The organism is Oxalicibacterium sp. (genome assembly GCF_057353965.1).
In genome coordinates this window covers 116,828-139,625 of record NZ_JBMQZD010000004.1, presented here as the reverse complement: position 1 = coordinate 139,625, position 22,798 = coordinate 116,828, and the positions used below count along the sequence as shown (strand labels likewise).

The window sequence follows — 22,798 nt, the reverse complement described above, 5'->3', positions numbered from 1 at the left end:
AAATCCTCGCGACAAGACGGGGCAACCCCATCTTTTCCTGCCATTTCGCTTCCCCACACAGGCCGGCGCTTTTCTGCTGGCGCGCCGTTCTTTTGCGGAAAACAAACATGCTGACACACAGCAAGAAAATCTCTTCTCACACTAGCTGATTAATGTAACATTCACTCCCAATAAGCATTACTAATAAAAAAGATACTTGGAGCGACACATGAAATTAATCAGGACTTTTCTGGCGGCGACGGTATTGGTTGCCGGTATCGGTTCGGCAGCGGCACAGGATCTTGTGCTGGCAGTCAACGAAGGTGTGACCTATCAGGACGGCGGTCCGGCCAGCGAGCGCTACAAGCCGTTGCTGCAATTGCTGTCCAAGGAACTGAAGCAGAACGTGCGCGTGCAAAGCGTCGACAAGTACGCCACGCTGGAAAAAGGCCTGGCCGAAGGCAAGTACGATCTGGCCTTCATTCATCCGGCGCACGTCGGCCTGCTGGCCGTGAAGAAAGACGGCTATGAAGGTCTGGCGACGGCCAAGGGCTACACCGACTATCGCGCGCACGTGATGGTGAAGAAGGATTCGCCGCTGAAGTCGATGCAGGATTTGCGCGGCAAGAAGATCGGCGTGCCCTCGATCGAATCGATCACGACCACGATGTTCACCGCCGCCCTGAATGAGCTGGGCTTCCCGCAGCCGGAACGCGCCTATACGGCGACCCGCTATCAGGACGCCGTGCCATTCATGATCGACAACGGCTTCGTCGATGCCGGCGTGACCGGTTCGGCCAAGGTTGCCAAGAGCTGGGTCGACAAAGGTGGACGCATTCTGGCGGAGACCAAACCCGTCCCAATAAAGCAATTCGTTGTGTCGAAAAAGCTGAGCGCCGCCGATCGTGACAAACTGCGCATCCTGCTGCTCGATCTGTCCAACAACGACGCCGGCCGCACCGCGTTGTCGAAGATCAACATGACCGGCTTCGTGCCATGGAACGACGCCGTCATGAGCGAAGCAACCGCCCGCCTCGGCCTGTAATCCGCTCCATCCCCTTTTCGGCCGCATGGCATCTGCCATGCGGCTTTTTGCTTTTTGGGGTGCCGAAATGGAAAGCGTGACTTTTACGGCGACAGGCAATATACTGTGTTTTCATACAGTATATTGTTGCTTTGCGGGCAATGCGTCATCCCCCATCGCGACTCTGCTGTTGTTTTCTTTGCTGCTGTTTTTTGGCCGGACCGCCTCCCCTCACATTTGACGGTCCGGCTTTTTCTTGGGCATCTCCGCAGCATCCCATCCGTTTTCCCCACTACATCCTCCACGCTCTCTTCGCAGCGGAGCATCGCCGCTTGCCTGCTGCCGTTTTTTAGCTCAAAGTAGCGCCCTTCGCCAAACGCGAATTCGCTCGGGGTCCTGCGCATCGTCATTGCGCGGGTGAGAAATACCCGTTGAACCTGATTGAGGTAATCCTCGCGCAGGAAAGCATGCCGGCCGCCTACGGCGCCGCACCGCATCAGCCGACCTGCCATCCTTGAAAGACAACGATGGCCTTGCCAGAATCTTCTTCCGCTTCACCTTCTTCCACCTCATCCGTCTTCACGCCGGTTGCACTGGCCGATCGCGTCTTTGCATTTCGCGATCACGCGGCGCTGTGGTTCAGCCTCGGCGTCGGCCTGCTGGTCATGCAGATCGGCGCCTTCCTCGGTAGCGCGCTGGGACCGCGCAATGCCGTCGTCGCTATCCTGATCGGCTCGCTGCTCGGTGCGGCACTGCTGGCATGGGTCGCGCGCATCGGCTGCGAACGCGGCCTGCCGAGTCCGGCGCTGATGTGCCAGACGCTGGGCAGTTCGTTTGCCAGATTGCCGGTCGTGCTGAACATCGTCCAGCTGCTCGGCTGGAGCGCATTCGAGCTGGTCGTCATGCGCGACGGCACGACGGCGCTGATCAAGGACATCTTCGGACTTGAAGCCGCCTGGGTGCCGTATGTCACCGCGCTGTTCTGGGGACTACTGCTGATCGCGCTGGCAACCGGTTCGATGATCGGACTGGTGCGACGCTTCGTCGGCCGTTTCGGCCTGCCGCTGGTGATCCTGTCGCTGCTCTGGATCAGCTGGCAGTTCCTGCTGAAGGCGCAGGCGAACGGCTTGCAGGATTTCTGGGACAAGCCCGGTGACGGCTCGATGGGGCTATTAGCCGGCATCGATCTGGTAATGGCGATGCCGGTATCGTGGCTGCCGCTGGTGGCGGATTTCGCGCGCTACGGCAGGAGCAGTGCCAGCACCTTCCGCGGCACCTGGCTGGGCTTCGCGATCGCCAACATCTGGTGCCACGCGCTCGGCGTGCTGATCGTCAGCACGACTGCACCGGATGCGGACCTGCTGGCGACCATCCTGCTCGCGCAAGGCGGACTGGTCGCACTCGGGCTGATCCTGATCGATGAAATGGACAATGCCTACGGCGACGTCTATTCCGGTTCAGTTTCACTGAACTTCCTGCACAGCCGTATCAGCATCCGCAGCTGGGGCATCGTGCTGGCGATCGCCGCCACGGCCTGCGCGCTGGTGCTGCCGATGCACGGACTCGAACCCTTTCTGCTGATGCTGAGCTCGGTCTTCGTTCCGCTGTTCGGCGTCGTCGTATCGCAATTGTCGCTGCGGGGAGAAGCCACGCAACGTCCGGTCAACACGGTTCCGGTTGCGATCTGGCTGATCGGCATCGCCGTCTTCCACGCCTGCCCGGCATGGTGGCCGCAACTCGGCTCTGCGCTTCCCAGCCTGGCCGTTACGCTGCTACTGGGTGTCGCATGGCGGAATTTACGCGGCAAAACGCCGCAGGCTCCGCAGATACACGTCTGATCGGCGTTACTGCGTCGTAATCGGACGGCTCCAGCCGCCGCCCAGCGCCTTGAATAGATCGGTGGTACCGCTCAAACGCAGCAGGCGCTGCTGCGCCAGCTGATCCTCTGCAGTGAATAAAGTGCGCTGCGCATCGAGCAGGCTGTTCAGATCGTCCGCTCCCTCGCGGTAACGCAACTCGGACAGCTGCAGTGCGCGCAGCGCTTCTTCGCGTATCTCGATCTGCGCTCTTTCCTGGTTGCGATTGCGTTCGGCATTGCCGAGCGCATCGTCGACTTCCTTCAGCGCGGAATGGATCGCATTGCGATAGCTTTCGACCAGCTGGCGGCGCGACGATTCGTTCAATTCGACCTGCTGGCCAAGACGGTCGCCATCGAACAACGTACGGACAATGGATGCCGCAATGCCGATGCTGTAGGCAGGATCGGTCAGCGACAACAGCGCCGCGCTCGACGAACCGGCCGTGCCGCTCAGCGTGATGGTCGGCAGCAAGGCTGCGCGCGCGGCGGCGACATTCGCATCGGAGGCATACAGCTGCGCTTCCGCGCTGGCCAGATCGGGGCGGCGCAACAGCAGCGTCGACGGCAGACCCGCGCCGACTTCCGGCACCGTCAAGGCATCCAGATCCTGCTCTGCCACCTGCAATGCCTGCGGCTGGCGTCCGAGCAGGATGGCCAGTGCGCTGACCGCCTGCCGTTCCTGCACTTGCAGCGGCAGAATGGTCGCGCGTTGCGCAAGCACCGTGCTGCGTTGTCGGCTGACATCCAGCGCCGACGCCGAGCCATAGCGATAACGCGCTTCGACGATGTTGAACAGTTTTTCCGCAATCGCCAGATTGTTCTGCGCGATGCGCAGGCGCATCCGCAAGGCCAGCACCTGGAAGTAGGCGTTGGCGACTCCGGTCGTCAGCGTCAGCCGCGCCGTTTCCAGATCGTAGCGGGTGGCATCCAGCGAAGCACGCGCACCGCTGGCCTGCGCGGCGACACGTCCCCACAGATCGACTTCGTAATCGATAGCCAGCCCTGCTCCCGACGATTCGCGCTTGCGCCAGCCTGCATCGCTGGCGCTACCCGGCTTGACCGAGCCGGTACCAGTATCGGCGCTCAGCGTGATCAGCGGAAACAGCGAGGCGCCGGCGCTACGCGCAGCGATTTCGGCCTGCGTCACGCGTTCCAGCGCAATGCGCAAATCGGGGCTGCCGGTCAGCGCTTCGTCAACCAGGCCGCTCAGTTCGGACGAGCCGAAACCGTACCACCAGTCGCGCTGCAATTGCGCCTCGCCCGGCGAGGCTTCGGCCCAGCTGGCCGGCAACTGTACGTCAGGATGCGTGGTATCGAAACGATGCGCGCAAGCGCCCAGCACCAGCATGGCCGCCAGCGCAAGCGTCATGCGCAAGCGACGGAAAGGAACCGGCGTGCCGGTAATGGCTGTTATGTCGTCGAGCATGTTTTTGTGGATAGCTGTTTTCATGTCATTCACTCATTCAGCCGCCAGCGCGACCACCGGATCGAGTTGCGCCGCCTTCTTGGCAGGCAGGTAGCCGAACACCAGTCCGGTCATGAAGGCGCAGCCGCAGGCCAGCAGCACCGGCGTCACCGAATACGCAATTGGCGTGCCGAAGGCGCCGATGATGGCGGCCGTCGCCAGTCCGCCGATGACGCCGATCGCGCCGCCGAGTGCCGAAACCACCATCGCCTCGATCAGAAACTGCTGCATGATGTTGCTCTCGCGCGCGCCGGTCGCCATGCGGATGCCGATCTCGCGCGTACGCTCGGTAACGGAGACCAGCATGATGTTCATCACGCCAATACCGCCGACCAGCAACGAGATCGCTGCGATCGAACCGAGCAGAATGGTCAGCGTGTTCTGCGTCTGCTCGGTCGTCTCGATGATCGATGCCATGTTGCGAATCCGGTAGTCGACCACGCCGTGCCGTTCGTTCAGCAGCTTGTCGACATCGTTCTGCGTCTCGTCGATGCGGTCGACGTCTTCCACGGCGACAGTCACGTTGCGCAGGAAGCGCTGGCCGGATAATCGCAGGCTGCTGGTCGCATACGGCACGAAGACGATATCGTCCTGATCGCTGCCCATCGGCGAGGCGCCGCGTTCGGACATTACGCCGACAACCTGGAACAGCAGGTTGTTGATCAGCACGAATTCGCCGACCGGATTCTCGTCGCCGAACAGACCGGTAGCGACCGTCTTGCCCAGCACGGCGACGGCGGCATAGTTCGCCTCGTCGTCCTCGCTGAAGAAGGAACCTTGCGCGACCGGCCATTGCCGCGCCAGCGGAAATTTGGCCGACGTGCCGTTGATCGATGTCGATACGTCCGACGTACCAAAGCGCAGCGTGGCAGAACTGTTCTGTTCCGGCACCGCGGCCAGCACGTTCGGCAGTTCGTCGATCGCGCGCACGTCCTCGACGACCAGCGTCGCCGTCGAATTGAAGCCGCGCTGGTTAGGCGCGCCAGGGCGCACCAGCAGCAGGTTCGATCCCATCGCGCTGATACGTTCGATGACGGCCGCCTTCGCACCGTCGCCGATCGCCAGCATCGCGATCACCGAACCGACGCCGATGACGATGCCGAGCAATGTCAGGATGGACCGGAAGATGTTGGCGCGCAGCGAGCGCAATGCCATCTTCGCCGCTTCGAGAATATCCGCCAGCCGCGACGCGACGCCAGCCGTCACGGGCCGCGTGAAGACTGCCTGCTCCAACGGTGCGGGCGACGGGCCGGGGTCGGACAGGATATTGCCGTCCTTGATTTCGATCAGCCGGTGCGCATGGTCGGCCACTTCACGCGCATGCGTGATCAGCAATACGGTATGGCCGCGCTGCGACAGGTCGGACAACAGCTTCATCACGTCGGCGCCGCTCTTGCTGTCAAGCGCGCCGGTCGGTTCGTCGGCCAGGATGATGCGGCCGCCGTTCATCAGCGCGCGCGAAATGGAAACGCGCTGCTGCTGGCCGCCCGACAGCTGGTTCGGCCGATGATGCGTGCGATCGCCCAGGCCGAGTTCTTCCAGCAACTGGTGCGCGCGCGCATGGCGCTCTTCCGGCGGCATGCCGGAATACATGGCCGGCACTTCGACGTTTTCCGTCGCGCTGGCAGAAGGAATCAGGTTGTAGCTCTGGAACACGAAGCCGAAGTCGTCGCGCCGCAACAGCGCCAGCTCGTCGCTGCTGAAACCGGAGACGTCACGCCCCATGAACAGGTACTGCCCGGTCGTCGGCCGGTCCAGACAGCCGAGGATGTTCATCAGCGTCGATTTGCCGGAGCCAGATGCGCCCATGATCGCGACAAACTCGCCTTCATAGATCTTCAGGTCGATGCCGTGCAGTACTTCTACTTCGAGACCGCCGTTGCGGTAGGTCTTGGTGACGCCGCGCAGTTCGATCAACGGCGTTCTGCCGTCCTGACGATCGTCGGACGGCGCAGTCTGCGCGGGCTGCAATGCCCCGCTGTCGGCGACAGCATCCATCAGCGCATGCCTCGCGGCGCCTGGCCAAGCCCCGTTGCACCCGGTGCTTTCGCATTGCCGCCATTCTGCGCATGTGCCGATGGCGGCAGCTTGAGGCCTACGACGACTTCATCGCCTTCCTTCAACCCGCTCACTACCTGCATCTGCACGCGATTGGTCACGCCGACTTCGACGGTACGCTGTTCGATCTGGCCGTCGCCATCGATGACACGCACCGTTCCCTGGCGCGTCCGGCGCGCAGTGCTCTGGTCGGTAAAGCCGCCATCCGTGTCCGCGGCTTCCGTTCCCGGCCGCGGCTGCTTCACGATGTCGGCATGTCCTTCCGTTGCCGCAGCTGCCTGCCCTGCCTGTGCCGCGGCTCCTGTTTCGCGTGCTGCCTTGCGGCGTTCGCGGTAGGCGGCACGCTGCTCCGGCGTCATTTTTTCCAGCGCGGCGCGACGTTCCTCGCGCGACATGCCGGCAAGCTTGTCTTCTGCCGGCGCCGATTGTGTCTGTTCGGTCTTCGTCGCCGTCTCGCCTGCCTTGCCGGAATCCGCCGGCTTGCGTTGCGTCCCCTTGCGGCCGGTGCCGCGCGACAGTGAAACCGCAGCCGTCGGCACCAGCAGCGCATCCTTCGCCGTGGCGGCGATGAAGAAGACTTGCGTCGTCATGCTCGGCAACAACGACAAGTTGCGGTTCGCGACGTCGAACAACGCGTTGTACAGCACCACGTTGTTGGTGACGGTCGGCGTCGGTTCGACCTTGCGCAGCGCGCCGTACCAGCGACGCCCCTGGCTACCCAGCGTCGTGAAATAGACGTCCATGTCCTTGAACAGCTTGCCGACTTCCGCTTCGGATACCTGCGCCTGCACCGTCATCGTCGACAGGTCGGCGATTCGCAGGATGATAGGCGCGGACTGATTGGCATTCAGCGTCTGCCCCTGGCGCGCCGTCAATGAGACGACCGTGCCGGACATCGGTGCATAGATTCTTGCGTAGTTCAGGTTTGCTTCGTCGGCACGCAAGCTCGATTGCGTCTGCTCGATCTGTGCCTGCAGCGCTTCGATCTGTGCGCGCGCCGAACGCAGCGACGCTTCGGCCGTCTGCAGTGATTCGCGCGTCGTCGCATCGGCTGCCATCAGGTTCTTCTGGCGCTGATACTGCAGTTCGGCCAGCGTCAGTTGCGCCTGTCTATCTTTCATCGTCGCCTGCTGGTTGCGCAGGTTGGCGCGCCGCGCGTCGACGTTGGCGAGGAACACGGTCGGATCGATTTCAGCCAGCAGATCGCCTTCCTTGACGACGGAACCGACCTCGATGTGCAGCTTCTTCAACTGCCCCGACACCTGTGCGCCGACGTCGACGAATTCCAGCGGCTGCACGGTGCCGGTCGCCGTGACGACGTCTTCGATGTCGCCACGCTCGACTTTTGCAGTCTGATAGGTTTCGCGTGCATCCTTCTTGCCGTAGGCCTTGTGCCAGGCGCGATAGCCGAATGCGGCGATCAGCACGATCAGCACGGCGGCGATCGTGTAGCGGTTGAAAAGCCGGCGACGCAAGCCGGCTGGCACGATTGGTTTCATGAATGGATCGGCTCGAAAGAGAGTGCAGTAAAGGTTGCGATGAATGCGTATTTTCTGTCGCGAATCCGCATGCAGATGCACACAAATTCACGCTCTGACAGTCGTCGTAACGATAGCGAGTCCCATTCGACGAGGCAAGGAAATCCGGGCCTCCGCAAGGTAAAGTATTGTGAAGATTCGTATGCTTTTTTCCATCACATGCATTGGACAAGGCGTCGAAAAAATAATGGAAAAAAGGCAGCGGCAAAGCGGTCAGAGAAAACGGCAAAACTGACCAAAAACGAGCGCAAAAAAACGCCGCCATGTCCATCGACACGGCGGCGTTTTTTATACAGTGCAGCGCCTTGCGGCGCAGCGATCAGCGTTCGACGAAAGCGCGTTCGATCACGTAGTCGCCCGGCTGGCCGATACCTGGCGAAACTTCGAAGCCAAGCTTGTCCAGTTCGCTCGCCGTATCCTTCAGCATTTCGGGGCTGCCGCAGATCATCGCGCGATCGGTCAGCGGGCTGATCGGATCGATGCCGAGGCTCTCGCACATCTTGCCGGTCGAGATCGCGGTCGTGATGCGGCCCTCATTATGGAAAGGCTCGCGCGTAACGGTCGGGTAGTACAGCAACTTGGCGGCAATCTCTTCGCCCAGGCCTTCGATCTGCTTCAGTTCGTCGGCGATAAAGTCGCGATAAGCCAGCTCGCTGACCAGGCGCGTGCCGTGCACCAACACCACCTGTTCGAAACGCTCATAGGTATCCGGATCGCGAATGATGCTCATGAACGGCGCAAGGCCGGTGCCGCTGCCGAACAGGAACAGGCGCTTGGCCGGCAGCAGATCGGAAATGACCAGCGTACCGGTCGGCTTGCGTCCCACCAGCACTTCGTCGCCGACCTTCAGGTTTTGCAGATGCTTGGTCAGCGCGCCGTCCTGCACCTTGATCGACAGGAATTCCAGATGCTCTTCCCACGACGGGCTGGCGATACTGTATGCACGCATCAGCGGCTTGCCGTCGATCGGCAGGCCGATCATCACGAAGTGACCGCTTTCAAAGCGGAAGCTCGGTTCGCGCGTGGTGGTAAAGGAGAACAGCGTGTCGTTCCAGTGATGAACGCTGAGGACACGACAGGTTTCAAAGGCAGCCATAAGATCGATACATCCCAGATTAAGAAAATTGCCGCGCGAGTGACGCGCCCTTCCCTTTGCATGCTTGGTGCGAAAGGGAAAAATGCGTATTTTACTAGCGAAGGCGAAGCTGCTGCGGGGCAGCAGGAACAACCACTGCTTTCAGCTTGCGGAAGCAAAGACGCTTTTATGCGGGATCGCGGGGCACTCAACCGGACAGTTGAGAATTGTTCTCATTGTATCGGAAACACCTTTTTCCGGCAAGAATGCCCCCACTGGATGCATGGTGGCTTCGCACAAATGCCGGTCAAATCATGTCGATGCGCTGCATCGGCGACTTCACATTGCTCCCGTTTTTCGTAATCGTCTTGTCATAAGTGCTACGCATAATCGCGGCTTTTATCCACCTCTTGGGAAAAATCCGCCATGCGCTTCCGCCACGCGTTACGTCCGCTTCCGCTTGTCATTGCCCTGCAAGCTGCCTTTCCGCTTGCCGTCCATGCGGCAGACATCACGACCGACACCATCATCACCAATTCGACAGCGGCGCAGACTCTGGTCTCTGGCACGCTCACGGTCAATGGCACACTGCAGGTTTCCGGCGACAAGGCGGTCAACGTCAAGGCGGGCAATTCGGCCATCATCAACAACGGCACCATCAGCAGCACGGGCGGCAAGAAAACCATCGACATAGGCAAGGCCGGCACCACGTTCAGCCTTATCAACAACGGCAGCATCCGTTCGGACAATGTCGCAGTGCGCGTCGACAACGACAACGTCGCCTACGCGATCAGCAACCAGGGCACGATCTCGGTGAACGCCGACATCGGCGACGGCAAGAACTACGCGGTCAAGCTCAATCCCGATCCCGATAGTCCGACGACCGGCAACACCTTCGTCAACGGTTCCGCAAGCAACCGCAACGCAACCGTCACGTCGAACGCAGGCGCTGCAATCAAGCTGGGCAGCAACGTGCTGCTGACGAACTACGGCAATATCGTTTCGACCAGCGCGGTCAACACCTCCTGCCCCGATTATCTGGGAGCCGATTGCGATGCGCTGAACGACGGCGACGGCGCGCCCAAGGCCGGCGACGGCATTTCCATCGACGACGGCGATGAAGGCGGCGCGAACGGCAATGTCGCCCTCGTCAATCACGGCAAGATCACCGGCACGCGTCACGGCATCGATGGCGGCAGCCCGATCAGCACCTCCGCTGACGCCAACCTGCTGGACGCGAAGAAGCTCGTCTTCCACATCGGCGCAAACGGTGTGACCTTCGACCGCACCGACATGAACGGCAATGTCACGAATGGCGTGACGATCGCCAACCCCGTGGTCATCAACGACGGCACGATCACGGGTAACAACGGTTCCGGCGTCGGTCTGGATGGCCACGGCTTGGTCTTCAACTACGGCACGATCGCCGGCAACTACGCGGGTGCCGGCAAGGTGTACGATCACCTCGACGACGGCCAGACAACCGATAACGGCGACGGCGACGGTGTGGACATCGACGGCGTGGCTTACATCGAAAACTGGGGCACCATCAAGGGCACCGGCGCAGGCGGCCTCGACTCCGGCGGTCTGCCCAACGGCGCCGACGGCATCGCCGCCGGCGGCGGCACCATCATCAACCATGCCGGCGCGACGATTTTCGGCGACGCACACGGCATCCTGATCGACGACGGCTCCGACGGCACCACAGCCGCAGTGCGCGGCACGGCCGACGCCGCTGGCGCCAAGGCGTACATCGTCAACGAAGGCACGATCACCGGCAACAAGGGAATCGCCATCGGCTTGGTCGGCGACTTCGACGACACGCTCGTCAACACCGCCAGCGGTGTCATCACCGGCGGCGCTCAGGCTACCCTGGTCGGCGCAAACAACAGCACCGCGGCAGGCGCGGCCGTACAGATGGGCGGCGGCAACGACAGCCTGACCAACTACGGCCGCATCGAAGGCAGGAACGGCCTGGCGATCGACATGGGCGACGGCGACGACACCCTTAATCTCTACGGCGGCAGCGTGATCGGCACTATCGACGGCGGCGCCGGCAACAACCTGCTGCAGACCAATGGCACGCAAGTGTTCGGTAGCGGCCAGTTGAGCAACTTCCAGAACATCACCGTCAAGGGCGGCAGCACCACCTTCAACATGGCGCTGAATGCCGGCGGCAATGTGCAGATCGATGCCGGCGGCAGCCTGCAGGTCAATGGCAATATCGATGCCGCCGACCTGAAAGTCGACGGCACCCTGCAAGCCACGACCGGCAATAACTTCCGCACCACCACACTGAGCGGCAACTATGCGCAAGGCGCGAGCGGCGTGCTGGAAACCCACATCGGCGCCAGCAACAGCGACAAGATTCTCGCCAGTGGCACCGCAACACTGGCCGACGGCGCAACGATCAAGCCGCTGATCACCGGTTCCGTCACCGACGGTTCGTCCTACACGCTGATTTCGGCAGGCAGCGGGCTCACAGCCGATGCCGCCAAGCTGAACATCGCCGGCGGCAACGGCGTCTTCTACTCCTACACGCTGGAAACCGATACCGACGCGCTGAAGCTGGTCGCGCATCGCGAACACGGCCTCGCTTCCGTCGTCTCGCCGCGTTTCAGCGGTGTTGCCAACGCACTGGACGCAATCGCTTCCAACGTCAATTCGCAACAAGCGTTGGATCTGCTCAATGCATTCCAGGCGCTGCCCGATACCAACGCAGTCGCCAAGGCCACCGAGCAGCTCGCGCCGGAAACCAACGCCGCTGCGCAATCGGCTTCGATGGCAGCGCAAGGCAGCGTGTTCTCTGCCTTCGACAACCGTGTCGACGCGATGCGCAACGGCGGTTCGGTCGCAATGGACAAGAGCGGCCTTGCCGGCGGCGATGTCAGCGGCGCGCGCTTCTGGGTGCAGGGTCTGGTTTCGGTCGCCACGCAAAAGGCGCGCAAGGGTGCCAACGGCTATGACCTCGACGCGCAAGGCCTGGCCGTCGGCTTCGAAACCGATCTCAACGCGCGCGACATGGTCGGCCTGTCCGGCGGCTACACGCAAGCCGGCAGCGATGGCCGCAACGACGGCAACGGCGACGACAACGACGTCAAGGCGCTGCATCTGGGCGGCTACTTCAGCCGCACTGATCGCGACTACACGCTGGATGCCAGCGTGGCGCTCTCGTCCAACCACTACGACAGCCATCGCCGTGTCGACATCCCCGGCTTTACCGAAACACTGAAAGGCAAATATTCAGGCTATCAGCTCGGCGCACGCGTCGAATACGGCATTCCGTTCGAGCTGAATCCGCAATGGAGCGGCCGCTGGCTGGTCGGCGCGCGCGCGGCGTATCTGGATAACGAGAGCTATACCGAAACCGGCGGCGCCTCGGCGCAACATGTGGAAAGTCAGGATGCGCATTCCTTCCAGAGCGTCATCGGCGCGGAATTCGTCAACCGGCTCAGTGCATCGTCCAGTGCAACGCTGCGTGCGCGTTATCTGCATGAATTCGCCGATACGCCGGCCGTCGAAGCCACCTTCGTCAACGGCGGCCCGTCGTTCAAGGTCGACGGCGTACAACCGGGCCGCGACGCGCTGCAGCTTGGCGTGGGCTATCGCAACGTCACCGCAGGCGGCACCGTCATTTCGGTCGGCTACGATCTTGAAGTGCGCGACCGCTATCTCGGCCATCAACTGACTGCCCGCGCAAACTGGCAGTTCTGATACGCGCCAGATCGATCGCCGCGCGCATGCGGTGATCGACACCCGGCAGAACGATCAGTTCTGCCGGCGCGTCCGTCGGATAGGTTCGCAGAAAATCCTGCAGCAGACCCGGCGGCACCACCTTGTCTTCCGCACCCGTCAGATGCACCTGCGGCAGCCTGAACAATTTTTCTTTCACCGAAACGGGATTCAGCGAAGCCGCCAGCGGCGACACGCCGTGCAGGCGCGTCCACGCCGCATGATCGAGCGGCGACGCGACCGTCAGCAAGACGCCGACATCGTTGCGCCGTGCCGCGATCAATGCTGCCATCGCGCCGCCACCCGAATAACCGGCAAGCACCACGTGCGATGCCTTCGTCGCGCGTTTGGCATCGTCGATCGCGGCATTCGTGCGCGCCACCCATTTTTCGGCAAAGCGCGCGTCGGTCCAGTCGTCGATCGAACAGGCCTGCAATTCGGCAGAAGAAAGGAATTGGCAGGGCCGCGCCAGATACAGCACCGGCGCAGCCGTCAATTCCTTCGCCAGCCGCCAGCCGACGGCATCGCGCGGCGTCGGATCGGATGACGGCTGATGCATGTTCAGCCAGGCATGGCCGTCGCCTTCGATCACCACCCAGAGTTCATCGGATGAAATCGATTCCTTCTGCATGTGCATCATGCCGACCAGCGGTGGCGTGCTGCCGTAGCGGACGGCGGAAAATTCGAGCCTGGCGCCCTCGTCCAGCAACGTCGCGGTACGCTCGGCCGGGGTCGAGGCGCAAGCGGCAAGCGTCGCAATGGCAGCGATGAGCGCCATGCGGGAAACAATGCGGATCGCATGCGGAAATGAAAGATAAAAGGGAAGACGAAAAGTCATGCCGTAATGTCGCCGCGCATGCAACCGGCGTCAAGGAAAACGCCTGTCGAAACCGGATGTACAAAAAGAAAATGCACGACAACGCAAGCTGTCGTGCATTCATCGGAAGCGACTGATCACATCATCGCTTGATCGATGGCTCCACCGTCGCGATGCTTTCATCCTGCTCGATCTTGACGACCTTGCCCTTGGAAAGGTCATCGCAGACCTGAACCAGCAAACGCAGACCCAATGGTGCGAGATCGCGTTTCCACAGCAGTTCCGGCGTATCGCCTGGTTTCACGAACACATGCTCCTGCGCCGCGATCGGACCACCATCCATCACTTCGTTCAGCCAGTAGACGCTGCCGCCGGTGACCTTGTCGCCCATGTTGATGGTCCAGATGATCGCATCCTTGCCGCGGTGCAGCGGCAGCAGCGACGGATGGTAGCCGATCGCGCCGAAGGTCGTGCGGTTGCGTGTCGGCTCGCGCACGAAATCGTGCGAGTGCGCGGTGACGATCAGGTCCACGCCGTCGGGAATCGTGTTCTCGTTCAGCAGGCCGGATTTCATCCACTTGACGCCGGCCGCTTCCGCCACCGCTTTCAAGCGGTCGTCGCCGCCGTCGCTGCTGGTTGCCGGCGACGAAACACCGACGATGTTGTGGCCTGCGTTGCGCAAGGCCGTAAATGCTTCCGCACCGAAGTGCTTTTGTCCACAGATATAGATATTCACGAATGTAGCGCTGCTCGAGTTGTCGCCGTTCCGGCTGTTGATCTTCAGGCACCGGCGACTACCCGGCCGGGCCTGCACGATGGTCGAAGACATGCAGCCCAACGACCCGTACATTGCGCAAACGACATGGCCTGCATGCAGCCTACCGTTCCCGCGCCCGGCATTTTATTACAGATGCAGCTAGCCGCCGATGCTGCCGGTAATCGGCAGCACGATCCCGCTGATGTAGCTGGAGCAGGCGGCAGAGGCGAGAAACACGTAAGCAGGCGAGATTTCCTCCGGCTGTGCCGGCCGTCCATAGTCGGTCTGCGCACCGAACTGGGCGATCTGGTCGCCGCTCCTGTCGGCCGGATTCAGCGGCGTCCACACCGGGCCCGGCGCCACGGCGTTCACGCGTATGCCCTGCTCCAGCACATTGGCCGCCAGCGACTTGGTGAACGCGTGGATCGCGCCCTTGGTCGCCGAATAGTCGAGCAGCTTCTTGCTGCCGGCAATGCCGGTGACCGAACCGGTATTGATGATCGAAGAACCGCGTCCCAGATGCGGCAGCGCGGCTCTGGCCATGTGGAAATAACCGTAGATATTGGTCTTCATCGTTTCGTCGAAACGCTCGTCCGTCAGATCGAGCAGCGAATCTGCGTGTTCCTGGAAGGCCGCATTGTTGACGAGGATATCGAGCTTGCCGAACGCCTTGACGGTTTTCTTCACCGCCTTCTCGCAAAATGCCGGGTCCTTGATATCGCCGGCCAGCAGCAGACATTGACGGCCTTCGGCCTCGACGTGGCGCTTTGTCTCCTTTGCATCGCGATGTTCGTCCAGGTAAACGATTGCCACATCCGCGCCTTCGCGTGCGAACAACACCGCCACCGCACGGCCGATGCCGGAATCGCCGCCCGTCACGATCGCCTTCATGCCCTTAAGTTTGCCGCTGCCCTTGTAAGACGTTGCCATGAATTGCGGTTGTTGCGGCAGCTCAGCTTCCAGTCCCGGCTTGGCGAGATGTTTGCCGGCCAGCGGCGGTTCGGGTTGCCGCTTCGCGCCGGTCTGCACGGCCTTCTTTGCAGTTTTCTTTGCGGCCGTCTTCGCACTCCTTTTCGCTGCGGCCTTGCGTGCGTCCTTGTCGTCCTGCTGGCGTTGTATGCCGCGCTGCTTCGCTGCTACCGGGCTTGGCGTGTCGTTTGACTGGTTTATCGCGCGCCTCTTCGTCGTTCTGCTTGCGGCCATGTCGCTCTCCTTTCGGCTATCGATCAAAGCTGTATGACGCGAGGAGGCTGCAGCCGTTCCCGACTGCAGCACATGGCGAATTCAAACGGAAGAAAATGTCAGCGGACGTGCCGTGAGGATGTCAGCGCTTCTGTCGCGCAAGCAGCATTGCACGCAGATCGTCGAAGGCTAGTGGGCAGCTGATGAAGTAACCCTGCCCTTCATCGCAGCCGTTCTGTTTCAGGAAGGCAAGGTGCTCGGCCTTTTCGATGCCCTCGGCAATGACCTTGATCTTCAGACCACGCGCCAGCGCGATGATGGTCTGCGCAATGATGGCGTCGTCCGGATCGGTATCACAGTTGAAGATGAAGGACTGATCGATCTTCAGCCGATCGATGGGGAAACGCTTCAGGTAGGCCAGGCTGGAAAAGCCGGTGCCGAAATCGTCGAGCGAAAGCTGGATGCCCATCTCGTTCAATGCGCTCAACACACCGACGACTTCCTCGATGTTGTGCATGACCATGCTTTCGGTCACTTCCAGCTCCAGATAACGTGGATCGAAGCCTGCCGCGTCCATCGTATCGCGCACGGTCTGCACGAAATCCTTCTCGCTCAACTGACGGGCGGACAGGTTGACCGCCACGCGCAGCAGCGGCAGGCCTTCCCGCTGCAATTGCAGCACCTGCTTGCATGCCGTCATCAGCACCCAGGTGCCGATCGGGATGATCAGGCCGTTGCATTCGGCCATCGAAATGAAATCCAGCGGCGAGATCATGCCGCGCTTCGGATGTCTCCAACGCAGCAGCGCTTCCACGCCGGTTATCTCACCGCTTTGCAGATCGATCTGCGGCTGATAGACGAGGAACAGTTCGTCGTTGCCCAACGCCTGCCACAGATCGCGTTCCAGCGACAGGCGCTCGCCGGTCTGCGCGTTCATTTCCTTCGCATAGAACTGGAAGTTGTTGCGGCCGCTGGATTTGGCGCGGTACATCGCAGCATCCGCATTGGCCAGAAGGGATTCAACATCCTCGCCATCTTCCGGGAAGCGTGCCACGCCCATGCTGCAGGTGACGACGATATCCTGTCCGCGAATCAGCACCGGCTTGATCAGTTCCTGCTGGATACGTTGCATCACGCGCAACGTGCTGCCGCCTTCCTCGTCGCGATTGATCAGCAGCAGCACGAATTCGTCGCCGCCGATGCGCGCTACCGTATCGCCGTCACGCACGCAATTCTGCAGCCGCGCGCCGACGGTCGCGATCAGTTCGTCGCCGGCACCATGGCCGAGGCTGTCGTTGACCAGCTTGAAATTATCCAGATCGATGAAGAGCAGCGTCAGCGCCTGCTCGTAGCGGCGGGCATGGATCAGCGCCTGCTGGGTGCGTTCGTAAAGCAGATTGCGGTTCGCCAGGCCGGTCAGCGTGTCGTAGTTGGCCTGATGCTCCAGATCGGCCTGGTAGCGCTTGATCTGCGTGACGTCGTACAGCACGCCGACGAAATGCCGCACCGATGCGCTATCGCTCATCTGGCTGACAGGCGCAATGTACAGCTCGTTAAGGAACATCGTGCCGTCCTTGCGATAGTTGCGCAGCATCACCGAGGCCGGACGCCGCTCGCGGATCGCCGCGCGCAATTTTTCCAGTTCCGGCTGGTCGGTATCGTTACCCTGCAGGAAATTGCAGTTGCGGCCGATCGCCTCTTCGCCCGGATAGCCGGTGATGGTTTCGAATGCGCCGTTGACGTAGATCAGCGGCATTCCCGGCGCTTCCACATCGACGATGACGATGGGATTGACGCAGGCCTCGATCGCGCGCGTGCGCAGCCAGAGTTCCTGCTCAGCCTTCATCCGTTCGGTAATGTCGATCGCGATACCGCCGACCTGCGGCTTGCGGCTCTTCGCATCGATCAGCGGAAACTTGGTCGACAGCCAGTACGTCTGCTCGCCAGAAGCCGACGGAAAGTTCTCGACTTCCTGCCTGGCCTCTCCCGCCTGCAGCACCTGCCTGTCCAGTTCGCGCAGGCTGTATGCATATTCCACCGGCAGCAATTCGGTATCGAGCCGGCCTACCGCATCGCCCTGCTTCACGTTCAGCGCCTTGTCCAGACCGTGATTGGCATAGACGAAACGGCCGTCGCCGTCCTTGATGAAAGCCGCGCCCGGCATGTTTTCCATGAAGGCACGGAACATCTGGTTGACTTCGTGCAGCTCGTTCTCGATGCGGCGACGTGCGTCGCGCTCCTCGACCTGCTCCATCACGCGCGTCACCGCACTCGGCAGCCGCGACAGATTCGTCTTGATCACATAATCGCTAGCGCCCATCTTCAGCGAATCGATTGCCAGTTCTTCGCCGATACGACCAGAGACGAAAATGAAAGGCGTATCCGGGCGATGCTCGCGCACCACCTTCAACGCCGACATGCCGTCGAAATGCGGCATCGAGAAATCGGACAGCACGACGTCCGGTGCAAAACTGTCCAGCTCATGGCGCAGCGCAGCTTCGGTATCGACGCGGCGTGCCTCGTGACGTATGCCGTTGCGCGTCAGTTCGCGCAATGCCAGTTCCGCATCGGTCGGCGTATCCTCGACGAGTAGAATCCTGATCATCGTCCGGCCCTCCGGTTTGTTCAGCCCTTGTTCAGCCTTTCGCAATCGCCCCGGGGATCCGGTTCAGGATCGCCCAATAGAATCCGGCTTTCGATACTTCTTCGAAGAACTTATCCGATTCGACCGGCTTGACGAGGTAACTGTTCACACCCATCTCGTAGCAGCGCACGATGTCGGGTTCTTCCGCACTGGACGTCAACATGATGACGGGAATCATCCGCGTCCTTTCTTCTCCCTTGATCTTCTTCAGCACTTCCATGCCGTTGACCTTGGGCATTTTCAGATCCAGCATGATCAGCGTGGGATCCCCATCAACGCGGCCGGCAAACTCGCCTTCGCGCGCGATGTAGTCCAGCGCCTGCTGGCCGTCGGTGACCCAGGTGATGTTGTTGACGAGGCCGACCTTCTTCAGCGCACGCATCGTCATCTCGGCATCCGTCGGCGTATCTTCGGCGAGCAGAATATGCACGGGCATCAGGTTGTTCATGCGTGTGTCTCCTTGGGCAGGCTGAAATTGAAAATCGTGTATTCGTTTTGTTTGCTTTCGGCCCAGATGCGTCCGCCGTGCCGTACGATCACGCGTTGAGCGATTGCCAGACCGACACCGGTTCCCGGGAATTCGTCTTCCGTATGCAGGCGCTGAAATACGCCGAACAGCTTGTTGTAGAAGCGCATGTCGAAGCCAACGCCGTTGTCGCGCACCGAATAGATGACGTCATCCTCGCGCGGATCGCTGAATACCTCGACCACCGGATCTGACTGCTTGCTGCTGTACTTGACGGCGTTGGCCAGAAGATTCAGGAAGACTTGCCGCAGCAGCGCGCGATCGCCCCAGCATGGCGGCAACGGCTTCTTCTCCAGCCGCGGCGGCGACGGCATGTTCATGCACACCTCGTGCCAGACATCGTCGACCAGTGCATTCATGTCGACCTTGCCGAAATCCACCGGCTTGCGCCCCATGCGCGAGAACGCCAGCAGATCGTCGATCAACTGCCCCATCTTTTTGCTGCTTGTCCGGATGACCTTCAGCAGGCGACGTCCTTCGTCGTCCAGCTTGTCGGCGAAATCTTCCTCGAAGATGCGCGAATAGCCATCGATCGCGCGCAACGGCGAACGCAAGTCATGCGAGACCGAATAGCTGAAGCTTTCCAGTTCCTTGTTCGTCAGTTCCAGTTGCGCCGCGGTCTTCTCGATTTCTCGCTGCGCCGTCCTGCGATGTGCAATCTCATGCAGGATCAGCCAGATAGCGGACAACAGCAGCACCACGGCCAGCAGATTGCCGAACAGGATCCAGCGCTTCGTCGAGGCGGCCTGCTGCTCCACCATGCTGGCTCTGTCCTTCAGCAGCTTTTCCTCGACGTCGATCATCGTCTGAATCTGGCGGTGCAACTGGCCCATCGTCTGCCGCCCGTCGCCGCGTATCATCGAGACGACTTCCGCATTGCTGATATCGCTTCGATCCGCCAGCATGTCGATACCCAGGCGCAGCACGTGCAGGCGTGCATCGATCATGTCTTCCATGACCGCGATCCGCTGCTGTTGCTTCGGATTGTCCTTCGTCATCTCCTTCAACTCCGCGATCTGCTGCGGCAGCGAGACGACGACGGCGTGATGCGTCTCGAGAAAGCTTTCGTCGCCCGTGATCAGATAGCCACGCTGCGCGGACTCGGCGTCCTTCAGATCGGAAAAGATACGGTGGATTTTCTCGATGACGAGATGGGTATGGCTAACCAGCTGCGCGCTGTCGGCGAACTGCTGGATGCGATAGAAGGCGATGGCCGACACAAGGATCAGCAGCAGCATCGCTGCTGTCAGCCCTGCCTTTGTCAGCCATGTCTTGCTGCTGGTGCGAACCGATCCGGACTCGTTAGACATTTTCACCTGCCAAACACATTTCTCTGTACTTCAACGGCGCGTACTGCGCCGATCCGGACATCGTATTGGGATGAGACTTCTAATTTGAGTACTGCCTTGAGTGCTGCCGTCGGCGCATCGACCGGGCGGATCGCCGTGCGATGCATCATGAATGATTCTAGTAGATAAAAATTCCTCCAAGCATCATTATTGCGGAAATATTTCCGTCGCATCGACCGGATGTTTCACTCAACTATGCAATTCATATGCCCGTACAAACTGGCGCCATAGTTTTTATCCCATGTATATGGGAATAACAGAGGGAAAATGGCTATGAAAAATAATAATTCTGCAACTTTGTAAAAAGCAGAATGCAACAAATCAGCCAACGAATTTATAGGTAAAAAATGCACGCTTTGTTACATCTTCAATTCAGCATCACGACACATCGCTATGTTCCGCCAGATTCCTTAAAAGATTTCCAACAAAACTTTTGCAGTTCAAATCACGGCATCGTTCATATCAATGCCGTTCGCGGTGCAAGCAGTCGATTTGATCCGGCATAGCATTTTTCCGACAAGCGAGAAAATGAATTCATCGCGCTGCCACATGAACCACAGGGACATGAGCCACAAGACATGAGCTACACAACGTTTTTCACAGTGAGCCGAACTGGAAAAATTTCGTATCAGACGCTCACTGCTGTGCTGACTGCATTAGAAAAATTCATTCTCGCGATCCTCCTCTGCATGGAAAATATCGAACAGAGCAGCACAGAAATGTAAATTGGGCCTATCATGGAAACGCACGTCGCCCACTCATCCAGGACAAACAATGGATAGTCTGAACGTACAATTCAACGTCGCCGTTCTCACCGTACCCCACTTCGTCGCGCCCGAAGATTTCCCCCGTTGGCTGCAGCATGAAACGCATGCGCTGCAGGATCTTGCCGCCGACAACAGCCTGATCATCGTTCGCCTGTTTCTCGACAAGCGCATCAAGGACGCCTTGACGCGCAAGACGCTCGACGTCCTGCTGCAGGAAACCACCAACAAGTATCCGCACATCTTCCGCATGGAAATGGTCGTCATCGAAGACGATCTGGAAAGCGACGAGATTGAATGGATACAGTCCGATGCAGAGAAGGAACTGGCCGAACTGCTGCAGACGGTGGAACAATTTCAGGAACAGAAAATCGCGCGCAGCAAGCTGCACTGACGTGCCCGTAGCTGTTGACGCCACATCCTGTCAGTATCGGGGAGACTGGCGGTTGCCATCGACGATTGAAATTCCCAGACGCTGCCGTGAACGATATTCCTACAGAAGAAGCAGGGAAACACCGATCCCTCGCGGCCGCCTCCAACAATAAGATTGTCTTACCGACACGATTCAAGGAGACGACATGAAAACCGACAACCCGAATCAGCCAAGCCGCGACAAATCCGGTAATCCGACCGCATCGCGCTCAAGCGAGGATGAAAAAATCATTCATCACGAAACGATCCCTGGCGTGAAACCCCAGTCGGGTGACGACAAGAAGAAAGCGTCTACCAGCACGGCCGATGAAGATTTGAATTGATTGCACACTCCATGCGAAAAGCCGTGTCGTTTCTGGGCGCGGCTTTTTCATTGGTCGTTTCTGTGCCACACGCTCCATCACCTGCCACATGCTAGGATAACGATTCGCAATTTCCGGATAAAACACATGCAATCGCACTACGAAACATACAAAGGCTGGAGTGTCTCCGTTCAAGTATCGGCCCATCTTTCACGCATCGATACCGACCGCGAACTGCCGGACTACATGCCGCGCGTCTATGTGACCGAACATTTTCCTGACGGCTTCAAGGATCGCGAAGTGATCGACGGCCATTCGTACCCAACCACGGAAGCATGCATCGAACACGGTCTGCAGACGGCACGCGAATACATCGATCGCCAAACCGGCGACAAGAAATCGATCAAGCATTGACACACTGATTCTGCACACTGATTTAGATTTCTCCACTGCCCGGCAACTTGCCGGGCAAGTTTTTTCTGCGATGGATCACGCCGCCATCGATACCTCCTTCGGCAGATAACGCGCCGCCCATGCGGCAATCAGTTGGGCCACGTAATCCGCATCCTCTCGCCGCGTCAATAGATGATCGGCATCGTCCAGCGAAATGAAACTCTTCGGATGACGCGCCGCCGCGAATATATGCGATGCGTTGGCGATCTCCACCGTATCGTCTCCCGGCGCATGCATGACCAGCAGCGGTCGCTGCAGATTCGCGATACGCGAACGCAGATCGTTCTGCCGCAATCCATCGACCAGGCTCTTGCGTACGACGAAAGGACGTCCGCCCAGTTGCACTTCCGCCTCTCCTTCCGCTTCCACCTTCTCCAGCCCGGCCGGATCGAACAGGCGCAGCACATGCGCCACGTCATACGGCGCACCGACAGTGACGACAGCGCGCACGGTCGGCAGTTCGCCGGCCGCCATCAGCGACGCTGCGCCGCCGAGGCTGTGACCGATCAGCAGAGATGGCGGCTTGCCGGCAACCTGCATCGCCCGTGCTGCCGCGATCAGATCGCTGACATCAGCTGCGAAGTTCGAATCGCCGAAGACGCCGCCGCTGGCTCCCAAGCCGGCAAAATCGAAACGCAGCACGCCCACGCCGCGCTCGGCAAGCGCCTTCGTCACGCGCGTCGCAGCCAGGCTGTCCTTGCCGCAGGTAAAGCAATGCGCAAAAATCGCCCAGCCGCGCGGCGCGATTTCCGGCTCCGAGAGACGGCCTGAAAGACGGTAGCCTTTGGGGCCGTCGAAATCGAAAACTTGTGGTGGCATTCTTCCTGTCCCTTTTGATTCAAC

At 60.2% G+C, this 22,798-nt stretch carries 17 protein-coding genes and 1 riboswitch; of the genes, 6 read left to right on the top strand and 11 right to left on the bottom strand.

The features are described from left to right. Window positions 1-208 precede the first annotated feature (208 nt). On the top strand, window positions 209-1,024 hold the full coding sequence (locus ACO1VH_RS07080) for a phosphate/phosphite/phosphonate ABC transporter substrate-binding protein (protein ID WP_486243806.1): 816 nt from the start codon (window positions 209-211) through the stop codon (window positions 1,022-1,024). 358 nt (window positions 1,025-1,382) lie between these two features. After that, window positions 1,383-1,484: riboswitch (TPP riboswitch) on the top strand. Window positions 1,485-1,530: 46 nt separating this feature from the next. Further along, the gene (locus ACO1VH_RS07075) at window positions 1,531-2,841 is read left to right on the top strand and encodes a purine-cytosine permease family protein (RefSeq protein WP_486243805.1); all 1,311 of its coding nucleotides are present in this window, start codon (window positions 1,531-1,533) and stop codon (window positions 2,839-2,841) included. 6 nt (window positions 2,842-2,847) lie between these two features. Here ACO1VH_RS07075 and ACO1VH_RS07070 read toward each other — a convergent pair whose 3' ends face one another. The 4 genes from ACO1VH_RS07070 to ACO1VH_RS07055 form a co-directional block, all read right to left on the bottom strand. Continuing rightward, on the bottom strand, window positions 2,848-4,311 hold the full coding sequence (locus tag ACO1VH_RS07070; protein WP_486243804.1) for an efflux transporter outer membrane subunit: 1,464 nt from the start codon (window positions 4,309-4,311) through the stop codon (window positions 2,848-2,850). Between the two features lie 9 nt (window positions 4,312-4,320). Next, window positions 4,321-6,324, bottom strand: a complete 2,004-nt coding sequence (locus ACO1VH_RS07065; protein ID WP_486243803.1) for a MacB family efflux pump subunit — start codon at window positions 6,322-6,324, stop codon at window positions 4,321-4,323. Next, complete coding sequence (locus ACO1VH_RS07060; RefSeq protein ID WP_486243802.1) at window positions 6,324-7,883, bottom strand: efflux RND transporter periplasmic adaptor subunit; 1,560 nt, start codon at window positions 7,881-7,883, stop codon at window positions 6,324-6,326. Before ACO1VH_RS07060 ends, ACO1VH_RS07065 begins: the two co-directional genes overlap by 1 nt. A gap of 358 nt (window positions 7,884-8,241) precedes the next feature. After that, window positions 8,242-9,018 carry a ferredoxin--NADP reductase gene (locus tag ACO1VH_RS07055; RefSeq protein ID WP_486243801.1) on the bottom strand — a complete coding sequence of 259 codons (777 nt, stop codon included), beginning with the start codon at window positions 9,016-9,018 and terminating at the stop codon, window positions 8,242-8,244. A 405-nt stretch (window positions 9,019-9,423) separates the two neighbouring features. Here ACO1VH_RS07055 and ACO1VH_RS07050 point away from each other — a divergent pair, with 405 nt between their 5' ends. Beyond that, entirely contained in the window at window positions 9,424-12,711 is a 3,288-nt protein-coding gene (locus tag ACO1VH_RS07050; RefSeq protein ID WP_486243800.1) for an autotransporter domain-containing protein, read from the top strand. Here the strand turns inward: ACO1VH_RS07050 and ACO1VH_RS07045 are convergent. The 6 genes from ACO1VH_RS07045 to ACO1VH_RS07020 form a co-directional block, all read right to left on the bottom strand. Then, window positions 12,629-13,507, bottom strand: a complete 879-nt coding sequence (locus ACO1VH_RS07045) for an alpha/beta hydrolase (RefSeq protein WP_486243799.1) — start codon at window positions 13,505-13,507, stop codon at window positions 12,629-12,631. The genes ACO1VH_RS07050 and ACO1VH_RS07045 overlap by 83 nt on opposite strands. Window positions 13,508-13,688: 181 nt before the next feature. Continuing rightward, entirely contained in the window at window positions 13,689-14,282 is a 594-nt protein-coding gene (locus ACO1VH_RS07040; protein WP_486243798.1) for a formyltransferase family protein, read from the bottom strand. A gap of 180 nt (window positions 14,283-14,462) precedes the next feature. Then, window positions 14,463-15,506 (bottom strand): SDR family oxidoreductase, encoded by a 1,044-nt coding sequence (locus ACO1VH_RS07035; RefSeq protein ID WP_486243797.1) that lies wholly within the window; start codon window positions 15,504-15,506, stop codon window positions 14,463-14,465. Between the two features lie 121 nt (window positions 15,507-15,627). Further along, window positions 15,628-18,090, bottom strand: coding sequence for a sensor domain-containing protein (locus ACO1VH_RS07030; RefSeq protein WP_486243796.1), 2,463 nt, complete (start codon window positions 18,088-18,090; stop codon window positions 15,628-15,630). A gap of 31 nt (window positions 18,091-18,121) precedes the next feature. Next, on the bottom strand, window positions 18,122-18,577 hold the full coding sequence (locus ACO1VH_RS07025; protein ID WP_486243795.1) for a response regulator: 456 nt from the start codon (window positions 18,575-18,577) through the stop codon (window positions 18,122-18,124). After that, entirely contained in the window at window positions 18,574-19,965 is a 1,392-nt protein-coding gene (locus ACO1VH_RS07020) for a sensor histidine kinase (protein WP_486243794.1), read from the bottom strand. The genes ACO1VH_RS07025 and ACO1VH_RS07020 overlap by 4 nt, the downstream gene beginning before the upstream one ends. 813 nt (window positions 19,966-20,778) lie before the next feature. On the opposite strand from ACO1VH_RS07020, the gene ACO1VH_RS07015 reads away from it, so the two are divergent. The 3 genes from ACO1VH_RS07015 to ACO1VH_RS07005 all read left to right on the top strand — a co-directional run bounded on the left by ACO1VH_RS07015 (window position 20,779) and on the right by ACO1VH_RS07005 (window position 21,916). Further along, window positions 20,779-21,162 (top strand): hypothetical protein, encoded by a 384-nt coding sequence (locus tag ACO1VH_RS07015; RefSeq protein WP_486243793.1) that lies wholly within the window; start codon window positions 20,779-20,781, stop codon window positions 21,160-21,162. 184 nt (window positions 21,163-21,346) lie between these two features. Then, window positions 21,347-21,523 (top strand): hypothetical protein, encoded by a 177-nt coding sequence (locus ACO1VH_RS07010; protein WP_486243792.1) that lies wholly within the window; start codon window positions 21,347-21,349, stop codon window positions 21,521-21,523. Between the two features lie 126 nt (window positions 21,524-21,649). Further along, complete coding sequence (locus ACO1VH_RS07005; RefSeq protein WP_486243791.1) at window positions 21,650-21,916, top strand: hypothetical protein; 267 nt, start codon at window positions 21,650-21,652, stop codon at window positions 21,914-21,916. Window positions 21,917-21,991: 75 nt separating this feature from the next. On the opposite strand, the gene ACO1VH_RS07000 is transcribed toward ACO1VH_RS07005, so the two are convergent. Continuing rightward, window positions 21,992-22,774 (bottom strand): alpha/beta hydrolase family protein, encoded by a 783-nt coding sequence (locus tag ACO1VH_RS07000; RefSeq protein WP_486243790.1) that lies wholly within the window; start codon window positions 22,772-22,774, stop codon window positions 21,992-21,994. Between the last annotated feature and the right edge of the window lie 24 nt (window positions 22,775-22,798).

What these genes read in the sequence shown, in the direction of transcription:
- ACO1VH_RS07080 (WP_486243806.1), top strand. Translation starts at nt 209, where the DNA reads ATGAAATTAATCAGGACTTTTCTGGCGGCGACGGTATTGGTTGCCGGT.
- ACO1VH_RS07075 (WP_486243805.1), top strand. Translation starts at nt 1,531, where the DNA reads ATGGCCTTGCCAGAATCTTCTTCCGCTTCACCTTCTTCCACCTCATCC.
- ACO1VH_RS07070 (WP_486243804.1), bottom strand. Translation starts at nt 4,311, where the DNA reads ATGAAAACAGCTATCCACAAAAACATGCTCGACGACATAACAGCCATT.
- ACO1VH_RS07065 (WP_486243803.1), bottom strand. Translation starts at nt 6,324, where the DNA reads ATGGATGCTGTCGCCGACAGCGGGGCATTGCAGCCCGCGCAGACTGCG.
- ACO1VH_RS07060 (WP_486243802.1), bottom strand. Translation starts at nt 7,883, where the DNA reads ATGAAACCAATCGTGCCAGCCGGCTTGCGTCGCCGGCTTTTCAACCGC.
- ACO1VH_RS07055 (WP_486243801.1), bottom strand. Translation starts at nt 9,018, where the DNA reads ATGGCTGCCTTTGAAACCTGTCGTGTCCTCAGCGTTCATCACTGGAAC.
- ACO1VH_RS07050 (WP_486243800.1), top strand. Translation starts at nt 9,424, where the DNA reads ATGCGCTTCCGCCACGCGTTACGTCCGCTTCCGCTTGTCATTGCCCTG.
- ACO1VH_RS07045 (WP_486243799.1), bottom strand. Translation starts at nt 13,507, where the DNA reads ATGGCGCTCATCGCTGCCATTGCGACGCTTGCCGCTTGCGCCTCGACC.
- ACO1VH_RS07035 (WP_486243797.1), bottom strand. Translation starts at nt 15,506, where the DNA reads ATGGCCGCAAGCAGAACGACGAAGAGGCGCGCGATAAACCAGTCAAAC.
- ACO1VH_RS07030 (WP_486243796.1), bottom strand. Translation starts at nt 18,090, where the DNA reads ATGATCAGGATTCTACTCGTCGAGGATACGCCGACCGATGCGGAACTG.
- ACO1VH_RS07025 (WP_486243795.1), bottom strand. Translation starts at nt 18,577, where the DNA reads ATGAACAACCTGATGCCCGTGCATATTCTGCTCGCCGAAGATACGCCG.
- ACO1VH_RS07020 (WP_486243794.1), bottom strand. Translation starts at nt 19,965, where the DNA reads ATGTCTAACGAGTCCGGATCGGTTCGCACCAGCAGCAAGACATGGCTG.
- ACO1VH_RS07015 (WP_486243793.1), top strand. Translation starts at nt 20,779, where the DNA reads ATGGATAGTCTGAACGTACAATTCAACGTCGCCGTTCTCACCGTACCC.
- ACO1VH_RS07010 (WP_486243792.1), top strand. Translation starts at nt 21,347, where the DNA reads ATGAAAACCGACAACCCGAATCAGCCAAGCCGCGACAAATCCGGTAAT.
- ACO1VH_RS07005 (WP_486243791.1), top strand. Translation starts at nt 21,650, where the DNA reads ATGCAATCGCACTACGAAACATACAAAGGCTGGAGTGTCTCCGTTCAA.
- ACO1VH_RS07000 (WP_486243790.1), bottom strand. Translation starts at nt 22,774, where the DNA reads ATGCCACCACAAGTTTTCGATTTCGACGGCCCCAAAGGCTACCGTCTT.